This window comes from Caballeronia sp. LjRoot31, assembly GCF_964253885.1.
Lineage (GTDB): Bacteria > Pseudomonadota > Gammaproteobacteria > Burkholderiales > Burkholderiaceae > Caballeronia.
Window position 1 is genome coordinate 75,908 of sequence record NZ_CAXURX020000004.1, and the last position, 16,455, is coordinate 92,362.

The 16,455-nt window shown below is 58.7% G+C and carries 6 protein-coding genes; all 6 read right to left on the minus strand.

What is annotated here, in order from left to right; genetic code table 11:
- Window positions 1–302: 302 nt before the first annotated feature.
- Entirely contained in the window at window positions 303–2,273 is a 1,971-nt protein-coding gene (locus ACSQ8V_RS38380; RefSeq protein ID WP_436209352.1) for a chromosome segregation protein SMC, read from the minus strand.
- Entirely contained in the window at window positions 2,257–6,573 is a 4,317-nt protein-coding gene (locus tag ACSQ8V_RS38385; protein ID WP_436209353.1) for an Eco57I restriction-modification methylase domain-containing protein, read from the minus strand. Before ACSQ8V_RS38385 ends, ACSQ8V_RS38380 begins: the two co-directional genes overlap by 17 nt.
- Window positions 6,570–9,431 (minus strand): helicase-related protein, encoded by a 2,862-nt coding sequence (locus ACSQ8V_RS38390; protein ID WP_165989522.1) that lies wholly within the window; start codon window positions 9,429–9,431, stop codon window positions 6,570–6,572. The genes ACSQ8V_RS38385 and ACSQ8V_RS38390 overlap by 4 nt, the downstream gene beginning before the upstream one ends.
- Window positions 9,428–14,590, minus strand: a complete 5,163-nt coding sequence (locus tag ACSQ8V_RS38395) for a DEAD/DEAH box helicase (protein WP_436209354.1) — start codon at window positions 14,588–14,590, stop codon at window positions 9,428–9,430. The genes ACSQ8V_RS38390 and ACSQ8V_RS38395 overlap by 4 nt, the downstream gene beginning before the upstream one ends.
- A gap of 89 nt (window positions 14,591–14,679) precedes the next feature.
- A complete protein-coding gene (locus ACSQ8V_RS38400; protein WP_165989518.1) occupies window positions 14,680–15,576 on the minus strand; it encodes an antitoxin in 897 nt (298 codons plus the stop codon).
- Window positions 15,576–16,391, minus strand: coding sequence for a hypothetical protein (locus ACSQ8V_RS38405; RefSeq protein WP_436209355.1), 816 nt, complete (start codon window positions 16,389–16,391; stop codon window positions 15,576–15,578). The genes ACSQ8V_RS38400 and ACSQ8V_RS38405 overlap by 1 nt, the downstream gene beginning before the upstream one ends.
- Between the last annotated feature and the right edge of the window lie 64 nt (window positions 16,392–16,455).

The window sequence follows — 16,455 nt, forward strand, 5'->3', positions numbered from 1 at the left end:
AACAATATTTTCCAAATTGGCCGCAATCAGATACCGTGGCTTGTTCCGCTGCACTTGGGGTAGCTTCAGAACTCGGAAATTAAAGCACGGTAACACAGCTTGGTTGAGCAGATGAAGCAGGTGGCCGCCGCGCTCGCAGGCAATCTGATTTAGCCAGCCAGAGCGCAATCGTCAAGACGTGATGCCGTTAGGCGCTCGGCCACGCGGGGCGGCGTCGACGAGATGCCTGCCGCTAAAAAGCGTCAGTGAAAAGGGAAGCGAACTCGAACGCCCTCCTCACGCATCAGCGCCGAAGTGCACCGCTACAAATCCAACCTAAGCAGTCGCTCCTGCGCCGGCGAGCCACGTAGGCTTTCGCGCAACCATGGCCTGATTTGAACTTCATCGGGTGGCTGAGTAGTTGTAGTCACAATGTACTGAAACAAAGCCGGCCCTGGGGCCTCCAATCCTTTGGCTAGAGCGAATAATCGGTGGTAGACGCTCAAACCGAGATCGGCTTCTCGTGGGCTATCGTGCAGCAAAAAGGCCGGAAGTCGAGTGCCGCCTTCAATGCTCATGCACATTACGGCCAGATCGAATGCGATGACCTTGAGTGAATCAATCGCCGCGGTCGAGCGTTCCCCTCCCAACTCCACGACCAGCTTCAACCCGTTGCCATCGAGAGAGACCTTGCCGTGCGCCATGGGGCCGACAATTTCACGGATCACCCCATCAAAGAAACGTGACAGTCGGTCAAATACTTCGCGCTGCGCCTCCCGGAACGTGCCCGTCAACTCTCGCTTCTCTTCCACCTCCGCCGCATGGGAACCGGCTTGCGCCTCTTCGAGGTCTAGCTCGCTCAACATTCCGTCGAGACGCTTCACATCGTCAATAACTCGACGCGCCTTGAACCAAGCACCGGAACGGGCATCGTGGAAGCGCTGGGCTGCCCTGACTCGTGCACGCTGTGCGTCCCGAGCTACACGCGCCGGCACCAAAGCCTGCAACGTTGATGCGACACTGTCGTTTATTTCCTTACGGCGCCGCTCTTCGGTGGCGATCTCGTCGATATGGCACTGACGCCGATCGCGAATTGCCTGGAGGTCGGGCAGTTTGTGAGACATCCCACAGCCCTCGGCGAGCGCACGGTCAATCGGGACTTCGCAAAAGGGGCAGATGGGCGTCGCTGACTTGGCGACTTGGGCGGAGATGCCCGGCATTTCTCCCCTCATCCGCCGCACCAGCATATCGATCTCTGGAAGTTGAGCTTGTGCTACCGCCAGGTGTTGTTCGAGAGCAGAGACAAGTTGGCGTTGCTCGTCGTACTCCGCACGGAGCGCTTCCAGGTCACCCGCGTCCCAGGACGGGCTCACTCTTGCCAGCCGCGCCACGTTCTGCGTCGCTGCCTTGCGCAACGCCTCGATCGAAAGCCGTCCCTTCGGAAGATCGTCTGGACTCAGCCCCACAGCAGTCGCGACCTCAGCGCGGAGTCGATCACTCGCCCATTTTCGGCGGGCAACATCTTGGCTAGAGGCCTTGTAACGCTCATCAAGCGCAGATATCTCGGCCCGCAGTTGCAGCTCCTCGGCAACGATGGCACCGACAAAGGCCCGCAACGCGTCTAGGTGCTTTGCGGCCGACATCGAGCGTGTCGGCGATCCCGAATCGGAATCCGCGGATCGCCACTCCAACACACGGTCGAAACGGCACTCCTGGTCGCGCGTGAGCAATGCCAATGCAACGCGCCAGGCGTCGAGCCGATGCTCGCCTGGAATCAGCGCGGCGACGCCTGGGGTCACGATCTGCCGCTCGACGACTTCGAGCAATGGCTCGATCCCGGTTGCAGGTATGTTCCCCGCCAATAGCTCCTCTGGCGACGCGTCGGGAACAGCGTAGTGAGGCCGGCCTGCACCGAGCGGCCTCAGTATTCCCCAAAGTGCACCATCTACCAGCACTTCGGCAGACACCCACCCTTCAGGAAGGGCTGTGGCGATCCGCAATCGCTGCTCGTCCGGAGCGTAGCGGTCCTCGCCCAGACAGAACCGTAGTAGGCGGCAGAACAGCGTCTTGCCACTGCCATGCCCCAGGTAGTCCGTGTCGCCGCTATTTGATTGGTCACTGGGATCCGGGGACCAGATGATGTTGAGACCCGGCCGCAGCTCGATATCCCGGAGGCGCGTGTCCGAATCACTCCAGATTGTGAGCCGGCGTACCCATAGCCGAGGCTGGGTACGGCCGGACTCCGGCTGAACCGTCAGCGCAGCATGGCCGAACAGGTCAGGCTGCCTTGGCATCAACAAACTCCCGAAGATCAGATGGCAGTGACAGAAGCATGGAGTCGGCACCGCGCGCGCGGAGCATGCGGACAGCCATCGCTGCACGACCGTCGGGCCACCCAGCCGTCTCGAACTCGCCCAACGTCACCCCAGGCCCCCAAGTTCTGGCGACAGCGTCCTCGATCAGTCCACCGCTTCCCCGCAGCTGGGTAACGGCGCGGCCCCAAGCCCCATCGGTTTGCGGCCCGAGCTGCGCTACACCTGCCGGCAACGCTTGGGCTTCAGCTCCCACGAGGCGCAACCATTGTCGCCCTTCATCGGCAGCGAGCAATGGCATCATCAGACGAGGCTCCATGCACATGAACGCGATCAGGCGCACTTCCCGCGCGGGGATCGGCTTCCCCAATGTCTTGAGCACGGCAACCAAGCTGGCCAGTTCGTCATTTGATCGATCGGTGCCGTATCGAGCCCAGGCGCCGTCCGGAAGCGCCGCCATCTCGACGCTGGAAGTCGCAAATGGCGCAGCTTCGATCGGCGCGTGCACCACGAAATCAGTGTCGAACAGTGGCAAACTCGAATCCGCTGGCTGCTTGCCGACGCGCGGCTTCCGCTCAACAGCTGCGGACACTATGCGCCGCTCGGCCTCTAGCTTCGCTCGGTCGTGGTTCAGTGCGAGTAGTCGCTTGAGCACGTCCTTGCGCGCGGATGGGGTGATGGTGTAACGGACGCGGTCGTTTTCAGGGAGAGTTTCTACTTCGACGAAGTCGTGACTGAGAACAATGTCCGTCCAGCCGTAGGCGTCGCGCACGGCGGTGTCAAGCTGCACATGCAGCCGACGCAGTTCAAGCAGGCCTTCATAGCCGGCCTGGGCAACGGACTCGGGCTTCTTGCTGACCTTGACCACCATCGCTAGATTCAGGTCACGAGCGTGGAAGAGGTTGTAGATGTCGGTAAGTCCTAACCACAACTCCTGCATCAACGCACGGCGGTGTTCGTGATAATGCTCGCCGATCACGGCCAGCTCGGGCTGAGCGACCTGCCAAAGGTCGCCGGGGACGGCGAAAGTTTCGAAACAGTCCGACGGCGAGTAGCGCAGCCGTGTTTCCAACGCCCCGCTGTACTTGCGAGCCCAGACGTCGTGCAGGGTGGATTGCACGACCGCGTAGAGGTCCCACCGATCCGTAGTGAAGACGTATAGCGCGTCCGAGAAAACGCGGTCCGACGGTGACGCGGAGAAGTTGAGATGCTTCGTTGTGCGCGCTGCTACAAAGCACCGCTCAAGGCCATTCAGTCGGCTATATAGACCGGTAGCCCGCTCAGCGTACTGCCACCAACGCTCGCGACGCGACGCGCGCTTGTCGCTGGCCCTGACGGGCTTAACTAACTGCTCGACGCGCTCGAAGGCCGCACCAAAAGTCCTCGCCTTGTCCTCGGACCAGTCGAAGAAATTAATGATTTGTCTACCGGGTGACTGGTCGGGGCTATTGTTAATCTCTTGCCCATTGATGATCGGCCTGATGACCTCGGCCGTACGGCCGTTCGATTTGATCAACGAAGCAGCTTCGGTTGGAGTCAGAAGAAAGCCGTCCCCAAGGAAGATGGTTCCTTGGAACATCGTCTGTTCGTTTTGGGCAAGACCGACTGGATCGCCGGCGTCCTGCGCGTCCTCCAGAAATGCGTTTATGTGGGAGACGGGCTTGCCGTCCAGGAATCGCTGCGCCTGCCAGTTTCCCTTGTTGATCGATAGTAGAGACACGACCAATTTCGCTCGCCCTGGCCATTTAATACCGCGCACAGCGAAGTTAATCACGCCGCCTCCTGCGACGACTTGCTCCAGGCCATCCTTTCGAACGTCGCCATCCTTGATCGAGTTGGTTGTCAAGAACGCCATGAATCCACCCGGGCGCAAAAGATTGAAGATCCGTCGAACGAAATAGACGACCAAGTCGCTCAGTCCGGCCGGGTCAAACTGCCATTTCACATATTCGCAGAACGGGTGCCCATAACTCCCGCTCAGGTCCTGGCCGCCAAGATACGGCGGGTTGCCAAGGATGCAGTCAAATCCCCCCCGAGAAATCACCTCGGGAAATTCCAGAAACCAATGAAAGAACCGCTTTCGCTCCGCCATCGCCCAAGCAAGCGCCGCGGGGTGATCCAACGGCTTTCGCTCGCCTCGCCAGTACCGACGAAACTCGGCCTCGGTGACATGCTGTCCCGGCCGATCGACCTCCTTGGGCATATAGAACTGTGCAATCGGAATCGCCGCCAATTGCTCCATCAGCATCGCGTCAGCGGACTGCGTAAGGTCCACAAAGCGCTGCTTCTTGTCCTCGATCTGCTCAGGCGTTTGCTCAGGCAGTGCGTCTAGCGCATGCCAAGCCTCCAGCGCTTCGCCAAGCTGACGCTCGATCTCTGGCGAAAACTTCAGCGTCGTCTGGCCTGTGCGCTCGGCCTTGTTTCGCTTGCGCAGTGCGGCCGCAAGGTTTTTATCATCGCCTGGCATCGTAACGAAAGCCTCGTCAGGTACGCCGCGTTCGATGTCCTCACGACGTGCGTAACCCACGATAGCATTGCCGCACTTGATGCGATGGTCCAGAAAGTTCAGCGGCTCGCCGGGGTTATGCGCCTCCAGCCACAGCGCCACCTTGCACAGCTCCACCGCTAGAGGGTTCAAATCCACCCCATAGATGCAATGGCGGATTACGTCGCGGATGGCTGTGCGGAAGGCGCTGGGCGATGGCTGGTCTTCACCGGTGCGGACAATCGCCAGCTCAATAGCGATGCGCCGCGCAGAAGCCAGCAGGATGTGCCCAGAGCCGCAGGCCACGTCGACCACGCGCAGATCGAGCAGCGCCTCGGCGGGGTTCCTCTCCTTCAACTTTTGCGCGATCAGGTAGTCAAGGGAGTGCTTGATGAGTGGCTGAACCAGCTCGTCGGGTGTGTAGTGCGACCCGGTATTGGCACGCTCGTCTCCTTTGCGGAAATGAAACTCGGTGCGCGGACCATCGTGCATGAAGGTGGGTTCGTATTCGAGCAGCCCCTCGTAAACGGAACCAAATTCCTCGACATTGAGAGCGCCATAGTTGACACGGATAAGCTGGCCATTGTCGGGATGGGTATAAAGATTGAGCGCGCGCAGCGCGGTGAGCAGCACGTCGTTGCCCAGCGTACAGCTTGCCAACGGCCCGATGGCTTGCGGACTGAAAAGGTCACCGGCCAGAGGGGCCAGGCCAATTTTCGAGCCGGGGCCACCAGCTTCGAATAGACGAAACGTGCCGAACAGTGCGGGCCAGAGGTCAGCATGGCGGCGGTCGGCAAGGTGACGCTTCTCGCTCATTCGGCGGAGGCGCATGAGACTGTAAAACTGCTCATACAGATTGCGGTGCCTAGGGTTCGCGTTGGAGGGAAAAACGAGCCCCCGCTCCTCGATCACCATCAGGAACAGCAGTCGGTAGATTAGGCGCAGCAGATGCTTGTAGAAATCCTCCGCGCTCAGCCGGCTACCGGCAATTTCCTGGCGAAGCGCTTCGTTGTCGCGGTGCTGCAAGAAGCCGTTTGCCAACCCCGTGATAGCCTGTTCCACCGCCTTGCTCAGCCCCTCGCGAATACGCGAGCCAGCGTCGAGTGAGTCCTGATGATAGCGCTCGATCCAGCTCTGCGCCGCGTCGTCGCGGCTAGCGGGCAGTCGCGAAGCGTGCAGCAGCCGGTACAGCAAGGCGAAGTCGGCAAACAGCCCGTCCGTGAAGATGCGGTCAAGGTCGAACTCAAGGTAGGTGAGCTTGATCAGACGTGAGCTATCGCGAAGCAAGCGCAATATCCGGCCATTGGTGACCAGGCCGTAAAGCTCGTCGGATAGATTCAGGTACTCCTGCACCATCGCATGTGCCGACATACGCAAAGCACCGCTGCGCTGCTCGGCCTTACGGTCCAAGCCCGCGAGGTCGCGGTAGCCGCTGATGTGCACCACCGTCTGGCCGCGATTGGCCACACGGTGCGACAGCGGATAACTCTTTCCGTTGACCTCACTGCTCTTGGCTTGGTAGTCGAGCTGATAGCCCAGGAGGCCGAGCAAGGGCAGCACCCATTGCTGGCGAGTCTCTGTGGTGGCAAGGCTGCCTTCACGCAGAGACTCCAGCTTGCGTTGAAATATGCGCCAGTAGTCTTGAGCATCGGCCCAGGCTCGGGCGATCTCGTCTTTGACCTTGTTGGTGCCATCGAGGCCGAAATCGGCAGGACGTTGACCCGCCAAATCGTCGAGGCGGTCGAGGATGTCGGGCGAGAGGATTGCACCTTCGATGCGGATGCTGGGGTAGATCATTGTGGTCCCTCCGGCAGCAACACATATACACCCAGTAAATCCATCGGAAGCACGGGGTACACGACCTGAAAGCGCTGCTTTTCCATGAGAGAGCTAAAGCGCTCGTGCGCGTCTACGAGGCGCTTCGATTGTTGCTCGGCGACTTGCTCGAACGCGTCGCCCAGTTGAGCAAGCAGCATGAGCTCGTTGTCCAGAAAGCTGGCACGGGCTTGAGGCGACAGGTCGGACGATGCGGCAGCTTCGGTGATCAACGTCTTGGCGGCCGCGTGATCCAAGTATTCGCGCTGCTCCTGCGGCGTGCCACGCCAGCCCCATAGCAGCATCTCTTCCGCCACAATCTGTTGGTGGCTCTTCGTCTGCTCGATGACATTGCGACAGCGGAACAGCAGCAAGGTAGTCTTGGTTTGTACAGTGCGAGTGCGGATTACAGCAGCTCGTGCCGCTCGCTTGTCTTGACGGTTAACCGTGTTAGCCATCACTGCCTGGCAAAGCTGCTCCACGAAGCGGTGATTGCGACCGATGTAGTGGAAGCCCTCGGGCGTGGGCGATTGGAAGCTGGCCAACAGGGTTTCGCCGGCAGGGAGCAGCTCGCGCAGTTGCGCCGGCATGTTCGCTGTAACGACCCGGTAGCCTTTGCCCTGCGGCACCATTTGCACGCCCAGCAGGTTGTTGAGTACGCTGGTCACGAACGACTCCACGGCCTTAGGGTCGCCGATCGCTTCGTCAACCTCGCGAAGATCGGCCTCGATCTCGTGCGCTTTGATCGCGTGCTGAGCGAAGATGCTACGCGACGCTTTCTCACGGGCGGCGGCTTGGTCCAGCTTGTGGGTGACGGCGGCCTTGGCCGTGGCGGCCTCCTCGAAGTCGCTGAAGTCAAACAGAACGCCCTGCGCGTTTCGCTGGGTGCTGATCGTCCGCCTGGGGTTGAGCAGCAGCGCCTGCGTAATGGTGTCGATGATGCTTTGCGAGTCCTCCGGAAACGGCACGTTGATACCGGTGGCACGCTTGATTTCCTTCACTTTGCGTAACAAGACATCTAGCACGACGCCATCGATCGGGTTGTCGGCGCCGTAGAGCATGCACGCCTTGACGATAGGTGCCTGTTGGCCAAAACGATCAACACGCCCCTCTCGCTGTTCGAGCCGGTTCGGATTCCACGGCAAGTCGTAGTGCAGGACGGCTGTGAACTGCTCCTGCAGATTGATGCCTTCGCTGAGACAGTCTGTGGCGATCAGGACCCGCAGCTTTGAGCGCCCCATTTCTTCAATGCGCTGCCTGCGCAGGTCGTCGGGGAGTTCGCTGGTGATGACTTGGATATCGAGTCTGGGGTACTTCTTGCGCAGCGCGGGGGCTAGCCACTCACCAACGTACTGCGCGGTGGCTATGTAGCGACAGAAGATGACCGGGCACAGCGCCGGTGATTCTGCAAGCCACTCGCTGATTTGACGCTCAGTGGTGGCAAGCTTTTGATCATGCGTACTTCCTGCCAACTCGCCAAGGCGCTGGGCAAAGTCGCGCAGCTGCCGGCGCTGGTGCTCCGACCAGTCCACGCGCTCGATGACCTGCGTCGGCGCGTTATCCCCCTCGTGGCCAAACTCGGTGTCACCGACAGGATTCAGGATGTCTTCCTGTTCAGCCTTGGCGTCATCGGCTATCGCGGCCTTGGCGAGACCCGACATGCGCGTGTTGAGCATCTCCACGCCCGCAGCAGGGCTGGACATCACGCCGCGAAGCAGTGCGAGTGCGGTCCAGTACTGCACCCGTTGCTCGCGCTTGCCCTCGGCAGGGGCGATGAGCTTACGCGAGAACTCAATGAGTTCATTGAACAGCGCCGCGTATCCAGGCGCCAGCGGATAGTTCAGTTCGAACGCGTCACGCTGCGGGAATGGCGTGTCCTCGCCCAGCCACTTTTCAACGTCGCCGCGCTTGCGCTGAACAAAGTGCTTGGCCAGCTCTCGCCGCTGCACCTGGCTGGCGGACGGGAGGTCCATGGTTTCAAATTCGGGCCGGATGAGACCCAGTAATGACTGGAATTCCTCGGCCTTGCCGCTGTGCGGGGTTGCGGTGAGAAGGATAAGCTGCTGATTCGGCTTGCGCGCAATTCGGCTGACGAGGTGATAGCGCTGCTGCTGGCTAGCCGAGGCGCCGGCCGGGCGAGCGCAAGTGTGCGCCTCATCGACGATGACCAGCTCCGGACATTGCTCGATGAATACATCGCGCCGCGTATCGGACTTGATGAAGTCAATACTGATGACCTGGTAGGGGTAATAGTCGTAGACACTGGTGTCGCCATGGATCTGCCGATCGAGTCGGGCCTGGGTGTTGGAGCGGATAATCACTGCCTCGATGTCTAGCTTGGCGCGGATTTCAGCCTGCCACTGCTCGCACAGGTGAGGCAGACAGATCACAGCAAAGCGCCTGATTTTGCGGCGTTCGATCAGTTCGCGGACGATTAGAAGTGATTCAATCGTCTTGCCGACGCCCACATCATCCGCAATCAATAAGCGAGTAGGCTCCTCCCGCAAGGCCATGACGAGCGGAACCATCTGGTACGACCGCGGCCGAAACGACAATTTCGCTAGGCACCTGAACGGGCCGGCGCCATTTCGAAACGCCAGGCGCGCGGCGTCATAGAGGACCCGGGCGGTGGAGAAGTCACCCAGATCTTCGGAGGTTGGCGGGGCGAAGCGGGCGTCAGATGGCTGGTCACCGCCTAGCGGAAGGTAGAGGCCGGTGATCTCGTCATCCGAGCCACCTAAGGGTCTCAGGATGAGTAGGTCTTCCTCGTCGGAAGGCAGCACTACCCAGTCGCGTCCGCGCAACGACACCAGCTTTCCAGGTTGGAGTGAGACGGTCATCTGACCTTCTTGAAAATGTCCGGCCGAGCCGCGACTTTGGCGGCAAGGTCGTCCTTATAGTAATAGACCCAGACCTCATCCCCTTTGGCTATGATCGCCTGCCGCTTGGCGGCATCGTCAGCCTGAACGGTAGCATCGTCGTGAGGGGTACCATCACAGAATACCCAGACGCGTGGCTCGTAGTGGAAGTCAGGCTGCACATAAATACCATCGACCCGCTTCTGTGCTGCATCGGGCAGGCGCAGGCCATGGCCATACAGATGCTCGATGAATTTGCGCTCCGTCGACGAGCTCGGATCCAGGTGCTTCAGCATGCTTTGGTAGTGCTCTTCGTAGCTGCCGTATCCTGAATTGGCCTGAATCTCGAGGGTACAAGCGGCCAACTTCGACAGCGCATCCTTGATGAGGTGGCGGTCGATGATCTGATGATCGCGCTGATTGTAGTAACTCAGCAGATCGTCGTAGGACGCCGGCCCGAGGTACTTGGGGTCGTCAAAACGGCATAGGTTTCTAGCGAGGTTAACTACGGTCTGGAAGGCACTCACGTCCTCAACAAAACGTGAAAGTATGCCGAGACTGCCTTCAGCGGCCTCATAGAGCAAGATATTCGGCGCGCTGGGCTCACCGATTGCAATAACACCGATTTCGCTTGACTCGACTTGAAAGACTTGTTCGATGGCCCGTTTGAGAGCGTACTGAAGCGTTACCACACCTTCCGACTTCAGACCTAGAGCCTGAATCGGAACTATGTAGAGAGCGTCCGCCAAATTTGATGTCCAAAGCTTGACACGTCGAAACTCTTCCCGGCTTTGTGCCTCATCTTCGGGCATTGAGCTACGCCACTCGCCTGTAGTCAGGCCAATCGGAAACCCATCTGCCTGCTGAGCGCGCCACTTTTCGTTGACATGCACGAGACGCGCCGCAGGAACGTAAATGAGGTTCATCAACGGTTCACCATTAGCCTTGATCGCTGCCCGCTTGACGCGGTCTGTGTTGCCACCGTCGATGCTAAAGTAGGTTTGAATTGCGAAACCACGGGAGGTGCGCTCCTCTTCCTCGCACGAAATTCGGTCCACCTCCTCGGCGCGCGACTCGGCCATCTCCATAAGGTGATGGAGATGGATTTTGTTAGCGTTGTCTGACAGGCTCACGCCCGAGAATGGACAATGTTCGAGTTGCAGTTGCTCGCCCGTTAAGAAATATCCCGCCTTCGTGCTGACCTTCGCCTCGATAAGCACCGAGTCTGCGTCCTGCACAACCAGTTGTGAAACGCGGTACTTTCGGCCGCGGTGATAGATGATGTTGAGCGGGCCAAATTCTCTCAGTGCAATGGATCGCGGACGCGAGATGAATTCACCGGACGTGTCCGTAGTAGGAAGGAATACACGGATCGGTAGGCGCGTGAAGTTGTAGCCCGGCAGAAAACCCTCGGAAGCTAGGTATCGATATGGGTAGAACTCAGAAAGCTCCGAGGAGCCGCCGCCCTGGTTGCGGAGGAGATCCAACTGGCGGGTGGCCTGATCCTGGCTGCGCTTGTACTTTCGGTACTCGTCGCTGCTGAGACCAAGCGTGCCGCTCTGGATCTTTTGGGTCGCTCTGTCCAGCGTCGTTCGCGCGGAGCGGTAAAGCGCCCGCCAACGGTCAATTGATTTGTCCAGATGCGCAGCAAGGCCGGTCAGTGTCTGTTCGATCCAAGTGTCGTTAAACCAATGCCCGGCCCGTGCTTCTAGATCCGCAGAGATATCCTTAATGGCGCGCTGAAACGTTGCACGCAAGCGATCACGCGTGGCCGGACCAAGTTCCAGGCCGGCATACATTGAAGGGAGCAACGGCAATTCACGCTGCTCTTCGTCGATAAAGCGGGTGACCGAGGGGCGATTGCCAGCATGGTTTTCGAGCCCGGGAAGACCTACTTCGGAGATCGCCAGTGCATTGAGGTGAGTTTGAAGCAGTTCGCGATTTGCGAGGTCGAGCCGCGGCGGCTGAACAGCACCAGCCACAAGATCCTGCTGATGCTGGAAATAGTGACGATCGTGTGGTGAATATGTCGAACAGTACGTGAAAATCAGCGCCCCCTGTCCTCCGCGGCCAGCGCGCCCGGCACGTTGCGCATAGTTGGCGGGGTTCGGTGGCGCATTACGAAGGTGGACGACGCTCAAACCACCGATATCGATCCCAAGCTCCATCGTTGGTGAACAGTACAGCGCACTGATCGATTGGCTTCGAATGCGTGAATCGTCCAGCACCTTCTTGTTTTGATCCAGATACCAGTCGGCTCGGAACCGATCTTCCCGGTCGCGGCGCTCGTCGACTCCGAGCTGACCTGTATGGTCCTCAGCGCGAAGCCGTTTTGCGCGAGCGAAGTTGCGCTGGTATAGGCCCTGGAAGAACAGATTCGGCTGTGGCGCTTGGCCCTTGTAACTGCGCCTCTTGATAAGATCAGCCTTGACCGTCTTCAAATCGCCAGCCAGCCAGACGAGCTTTTCGATCCGCAAGCGGTAGAGCTGCACATTGTCGCTCGTCTCGCCCTTGCCATGCTGCGAAACAAGGTAGTCTGCACCTTCCAGTTTCTGCATCAGAAGCCGAATGAAGGCAATGTAGTGATCACCGCGGAGATCGACGTCAATGCTCTGCTGTTTGATGAACAGCTTGATAAATTTACCTAGGCCGCTAGCGGGACCCATGCTCTTGGACGACACCTTTGCACCGCGATGCAACGTCTCGAAGCGCATGTAGAACGGTTCACGAATGTTTTCATTCGGGTCGAGTGTCCACGGTAATCTAAGTCGCTCGCGAAACAGCTTCTCGTTCTCACGGATCTTGGCTTGCGTCAGGTAGTTTTCACTGTGGACAGCATATTCGAGGCGGAAAAAGTCGAGGATGGTCGCTATGAATGCCGCTCGATCCCCCGGTGAAAGTTCGTCCAACACGGGTACCTTGTCCCAGTACTTGTCGTTGTCTGCAACCTCGGGAAGGTCTGTGTACCCGATGTTGAGCAGAGCACATTGCTCAAGATTCGGTAACACGATTCGCCAGCTCCGGCGCAAGTCCGCCAATGCGCGGTACAACAAATACGTCTGAAAGGCCTCCTCATAGCTTCGCCTAACGTGAGCGAGCTCCGGCTCCTCGTTTTTATTGGCGTACTCAACGAACGGGAGTCCGAGCGCTTCAAAGACCGCTGCCCCCAAACGCTCGAAGGTGAGGCCCTTTTCTCCGGCTCGCGACAAAGCCTGATAAATACCAGCTCGCAGGCGAATCACCTCGACGAAGTCGTTAAAGTGTCCCGCTTGCAGTGCGGCGTCCTGCCGGTTATCAGTGAAGCTGATCAGCTTCTGATCGCGGACGGCATATCCCGCATCGCTGAGCCTGTTGAGAATCGAGAACGTTGTTATCGTGGTAGAGGTACTGCGCCCCTCGCTGCCCAACTTGGTGAGCTTCGTTCCTTCGTTCGTTTTGGTGTCGTAGAACACACCAGCGGTGGGGTCGAATAGCAGTGGGGCTCGCATGAACCATCCCCACCACCGCAGCGGCTCTGTTTCTGAGCAACGACCTGTTTCATCGAAGCCCAATCGAACCGGAAACTGCGCCCGTTTGCGCGTGTCGGGTGCCGTCTTACTGCGGTTCAGCCAAGAGTCTGGCAAGAAGGCTAGGTCATCGCGTTCGTCCCAGACGTCGTCGCCGACGATCAAGTATCCATCACTCGCGACCTCGTCGTCCTCCGACGATGCTCGGAACTCCCTTGGTTCAAGCCGATCGCCAACCCGCGTGACACAGATGAAGGCATACCCACTGATACGGCTAAAAACGTTCGGATAGATTGGCTTTTTCTCCTTCTCGTCGACCTTATAGACGCCAGGTTCCAGCGTGATGAAACGATGCTCGTCCTGATCAAGTGTTGTGTATACCGAACCCGTCTGAGAAATGAACTGATGCAACTTAAACGGAAGCACCGTATAGCGCTGTCCGTCGGCTTGCAGTCCCTCATTGACGTTGCTAATCCACTGCAAGAGCGAACTAACCGCTGATCCTGCCTCCACAGGCGACACATCCGCATCTTGTACCAACTCGTCGACAACCTCTGAAATCCGTCTAGGCTGACCTCGAACCAAATCGGCACCAACCTCGGCAAGCGCTACTTTGTTCTCAAGCCAGACAGCCAAAGGATGGCTTTTCAATGAGGCAAGCGGCGCGCCGACGTCTAGCGGCCCAGCGATGGCTTGAGCGAGTCGTTCTCTATCCGGTATCTCTCCACTCGGGGCCAGCGATCGTGCAAGCGACTCACCAATGATTTGCGACGGTTCGAATGTGCGGCCGAAGAGCTGAGTAGCGACCGCTGCGATGCGGCTCTTCTGGCTCGCGACGCTACCGCCCGATGCCATCGTTGCTGAGGTGCCGATGCACACAGCGCGACGTTCACATTGAGCCTGAATTCGGCGAATGAGCATCGCGACGTCGGCACCTTGCCGGCCGCGATAGGTGTGGAGTTCATCGAAGACCAGGAATCGCAGGTTGGCGTAGATACCGTCCCGGATTGGCCTCTCGGCAGTGCGAGTCAGCAGCAGCTCCAGCATCATGTAGTTTGTGAGCAGAACCTGTGGCGGGTGCTCACGCATCGCGCTGCGCGTGTTCTCGTTTTCCTGACCTGTATATTGACCAAACGAAATCGGGAACGGCCTGCCGGTACTCTTTATGTAGTTCTGCTCATAACGCTTAAATTCCTCGAATTGCGAATTGATGAGAGCATTCATCGGGTAGACGACAACAGCGCACACCCCGCTTTCGCTTGGCCGCTCAAGAAGATCGTGGAATATCGATCCGATGTAGGTCAGCGATTTGCCGGATCCGGTTCCGGACGTAACGATAAAGTCCTTACCCTTGCTACCCAGCTCAATGGCATCGAGCTGATGTTTGTACAAAAGGTAATCCTTGAAGATATCGGACAAGGCAGGGTGCAGCGCACCCTTTGCCGCCTGCTCGGCGACACTACCGACCATCTGAAAAGCCGGATTAAATTGGAGCAGCGGCTCCGGCCACAGTCGTCCGTCCGAAAGCTTCGATTCGACCTCAGACAGGATCTGTGGATCCTGTATGTTCAGGAAGCTGCGGATATAGCTCGCATAGTCGGAAATGATTTGACCATGTGTCTCAAGAACGTGCATGCGGTGCCCCTAGTTTATTCGCGTGTAGAGCGCTAACCATTCGTGAATGATTCTTCATTCGATCGTCAGATCGTAGTTTTTGGCGAACATCAACCAACGCGACCAAGAAGTTGATCGATGATATCGCTCGCTTGACGCTGCCGCAGCGCCCTCGCCTCGCGCTGCTCGAGTTCATCGCCTTCGCCGATTTCGAACCTTGCCACCGACACTGGGCCGTCCTTGCGATAACCCTCGATCTTGTCGTCGTGCGAGAAGCGATTGCGCAGAATCGACAGCGCCGACTGAATCACGGCACCATGCTTGCCATCGCGCTCAATACGAAAACTTTCCGCAACAGCAACGAGGCCCTCGGGTGCATGTTCGATGCAATAGATGAGATCGTGGGCATCCTTGCGTTCGTTGCGCTGATCGAAAGCAAAAGCCTTCAGGCAGGTAAAACTGACGAGATTGGCATGCTTGACCTTCTCGGTCGCGATGCCGTTATCGCCCAGAAGTTCGGCCTGGATCTCGGTTACTTGGTGAAGGTCGAAAACGATGGACGAATGCGGGATGTTCAGCGCTGAAATCGTGCCCTCGGTGGGCAGCGCCTGAACCTTGCCGCCGGCGATATCGGGTGCATCGGCGAGCAGTTCGAGCACCATGAGCGCACCGTGTTCAGTGCGGGCTTGCCAGCGCCACGAGAGCTTTTGATGCTTGTCGTTTTCGGCGCGCTCAAAGCCCATTTTCTTGAAATTGTCCTCCAGCGTGTGATACGCGTCGGTGTCCGCCAAGATCTGCAGGTCGATGACAACGTCCACATCGAGTGTGCCCGCATGCGCGGGAACAACGGGTGGTCGTGCCGGCACCAGATAGCGTGGCGTGAGGCCGCCAACCAGGTAGACCGAGTCCTTCCAGGGCCCCAACCCACGCAGCAGCGTCACAAGGACACGCTCGCAATCGAGTGTGTATTGGTCGCTGTAGCCGTCAAACGTTGCAGGCTTGGCCATCAAAATCCGATCCTCTCTCTGCGTAGGTGCTCTGCCATTTCCTTGGCGCGACCTTCGCCGCGCAGCAGATCAAGGTAGACCTGAATCGGGCTGGCAAGCCAGATGCCGCCAACACACTCACGAAGCAGCAGCTCACCCGGTGATTTCGCTTCGATGATCGCCAGGTTTGCCCCTTCGCTGACGACGCGTGCGCCGAGTTCGCCAATAGCAGCGCTAGCGACAGGGCCGGCCAACATCCGACAGCGGACCTGGGAAACGCTTGAGAGAAACGGAGCGTAGCGCTGCGCTGCAGCTTCATGGCTGATTGCGTACTCGACATTGTGGGCGGTAAAGACTTGGCCGACGTGCTCAAGCAGGTTGCCCGCCGTCATTGCGGGCACGTAATAACGCTGTAGTGTCGCGGGGCGGATCGACGGGAGCTGCTTCACCCAGGCATCCAACAACGCGGCCGGCTCCTTGAGGTGTCGTTCCTTGCTAGGACCTTGTCCGCGCGAGGCCAACCAGTCGAAGCGCTCCAGTTCCGTCAATACCTGCGAGGCGGTTGCAGGTGACACCTGCGCTCGTTCAGCGAGTTCCTTTCCGCCGAACCACTCCTGATGGTGAACCAGCAGCGTATGCAACACCTGTGCGCTGCGCCCGGAAAACAACGCCCGCACAGACTTGGACAGGGCCTTCGGCGGTGGCCTGTCGATGTAGAGATATGCGCCATGGGCGGATAGAAATAGACTGCCACCGCTGTCGTAATACCCTACCCGCTCAGTCCTGAGCAACTCCTTGCCCCCCGGAGATATGAACTCCGCGACCAACAGCAACATGGGTTTGTCCCCGCCTATGCCTGCCTGCCTCGTGGGACCAAAGTCTTTGAGCTGCCATAAGACC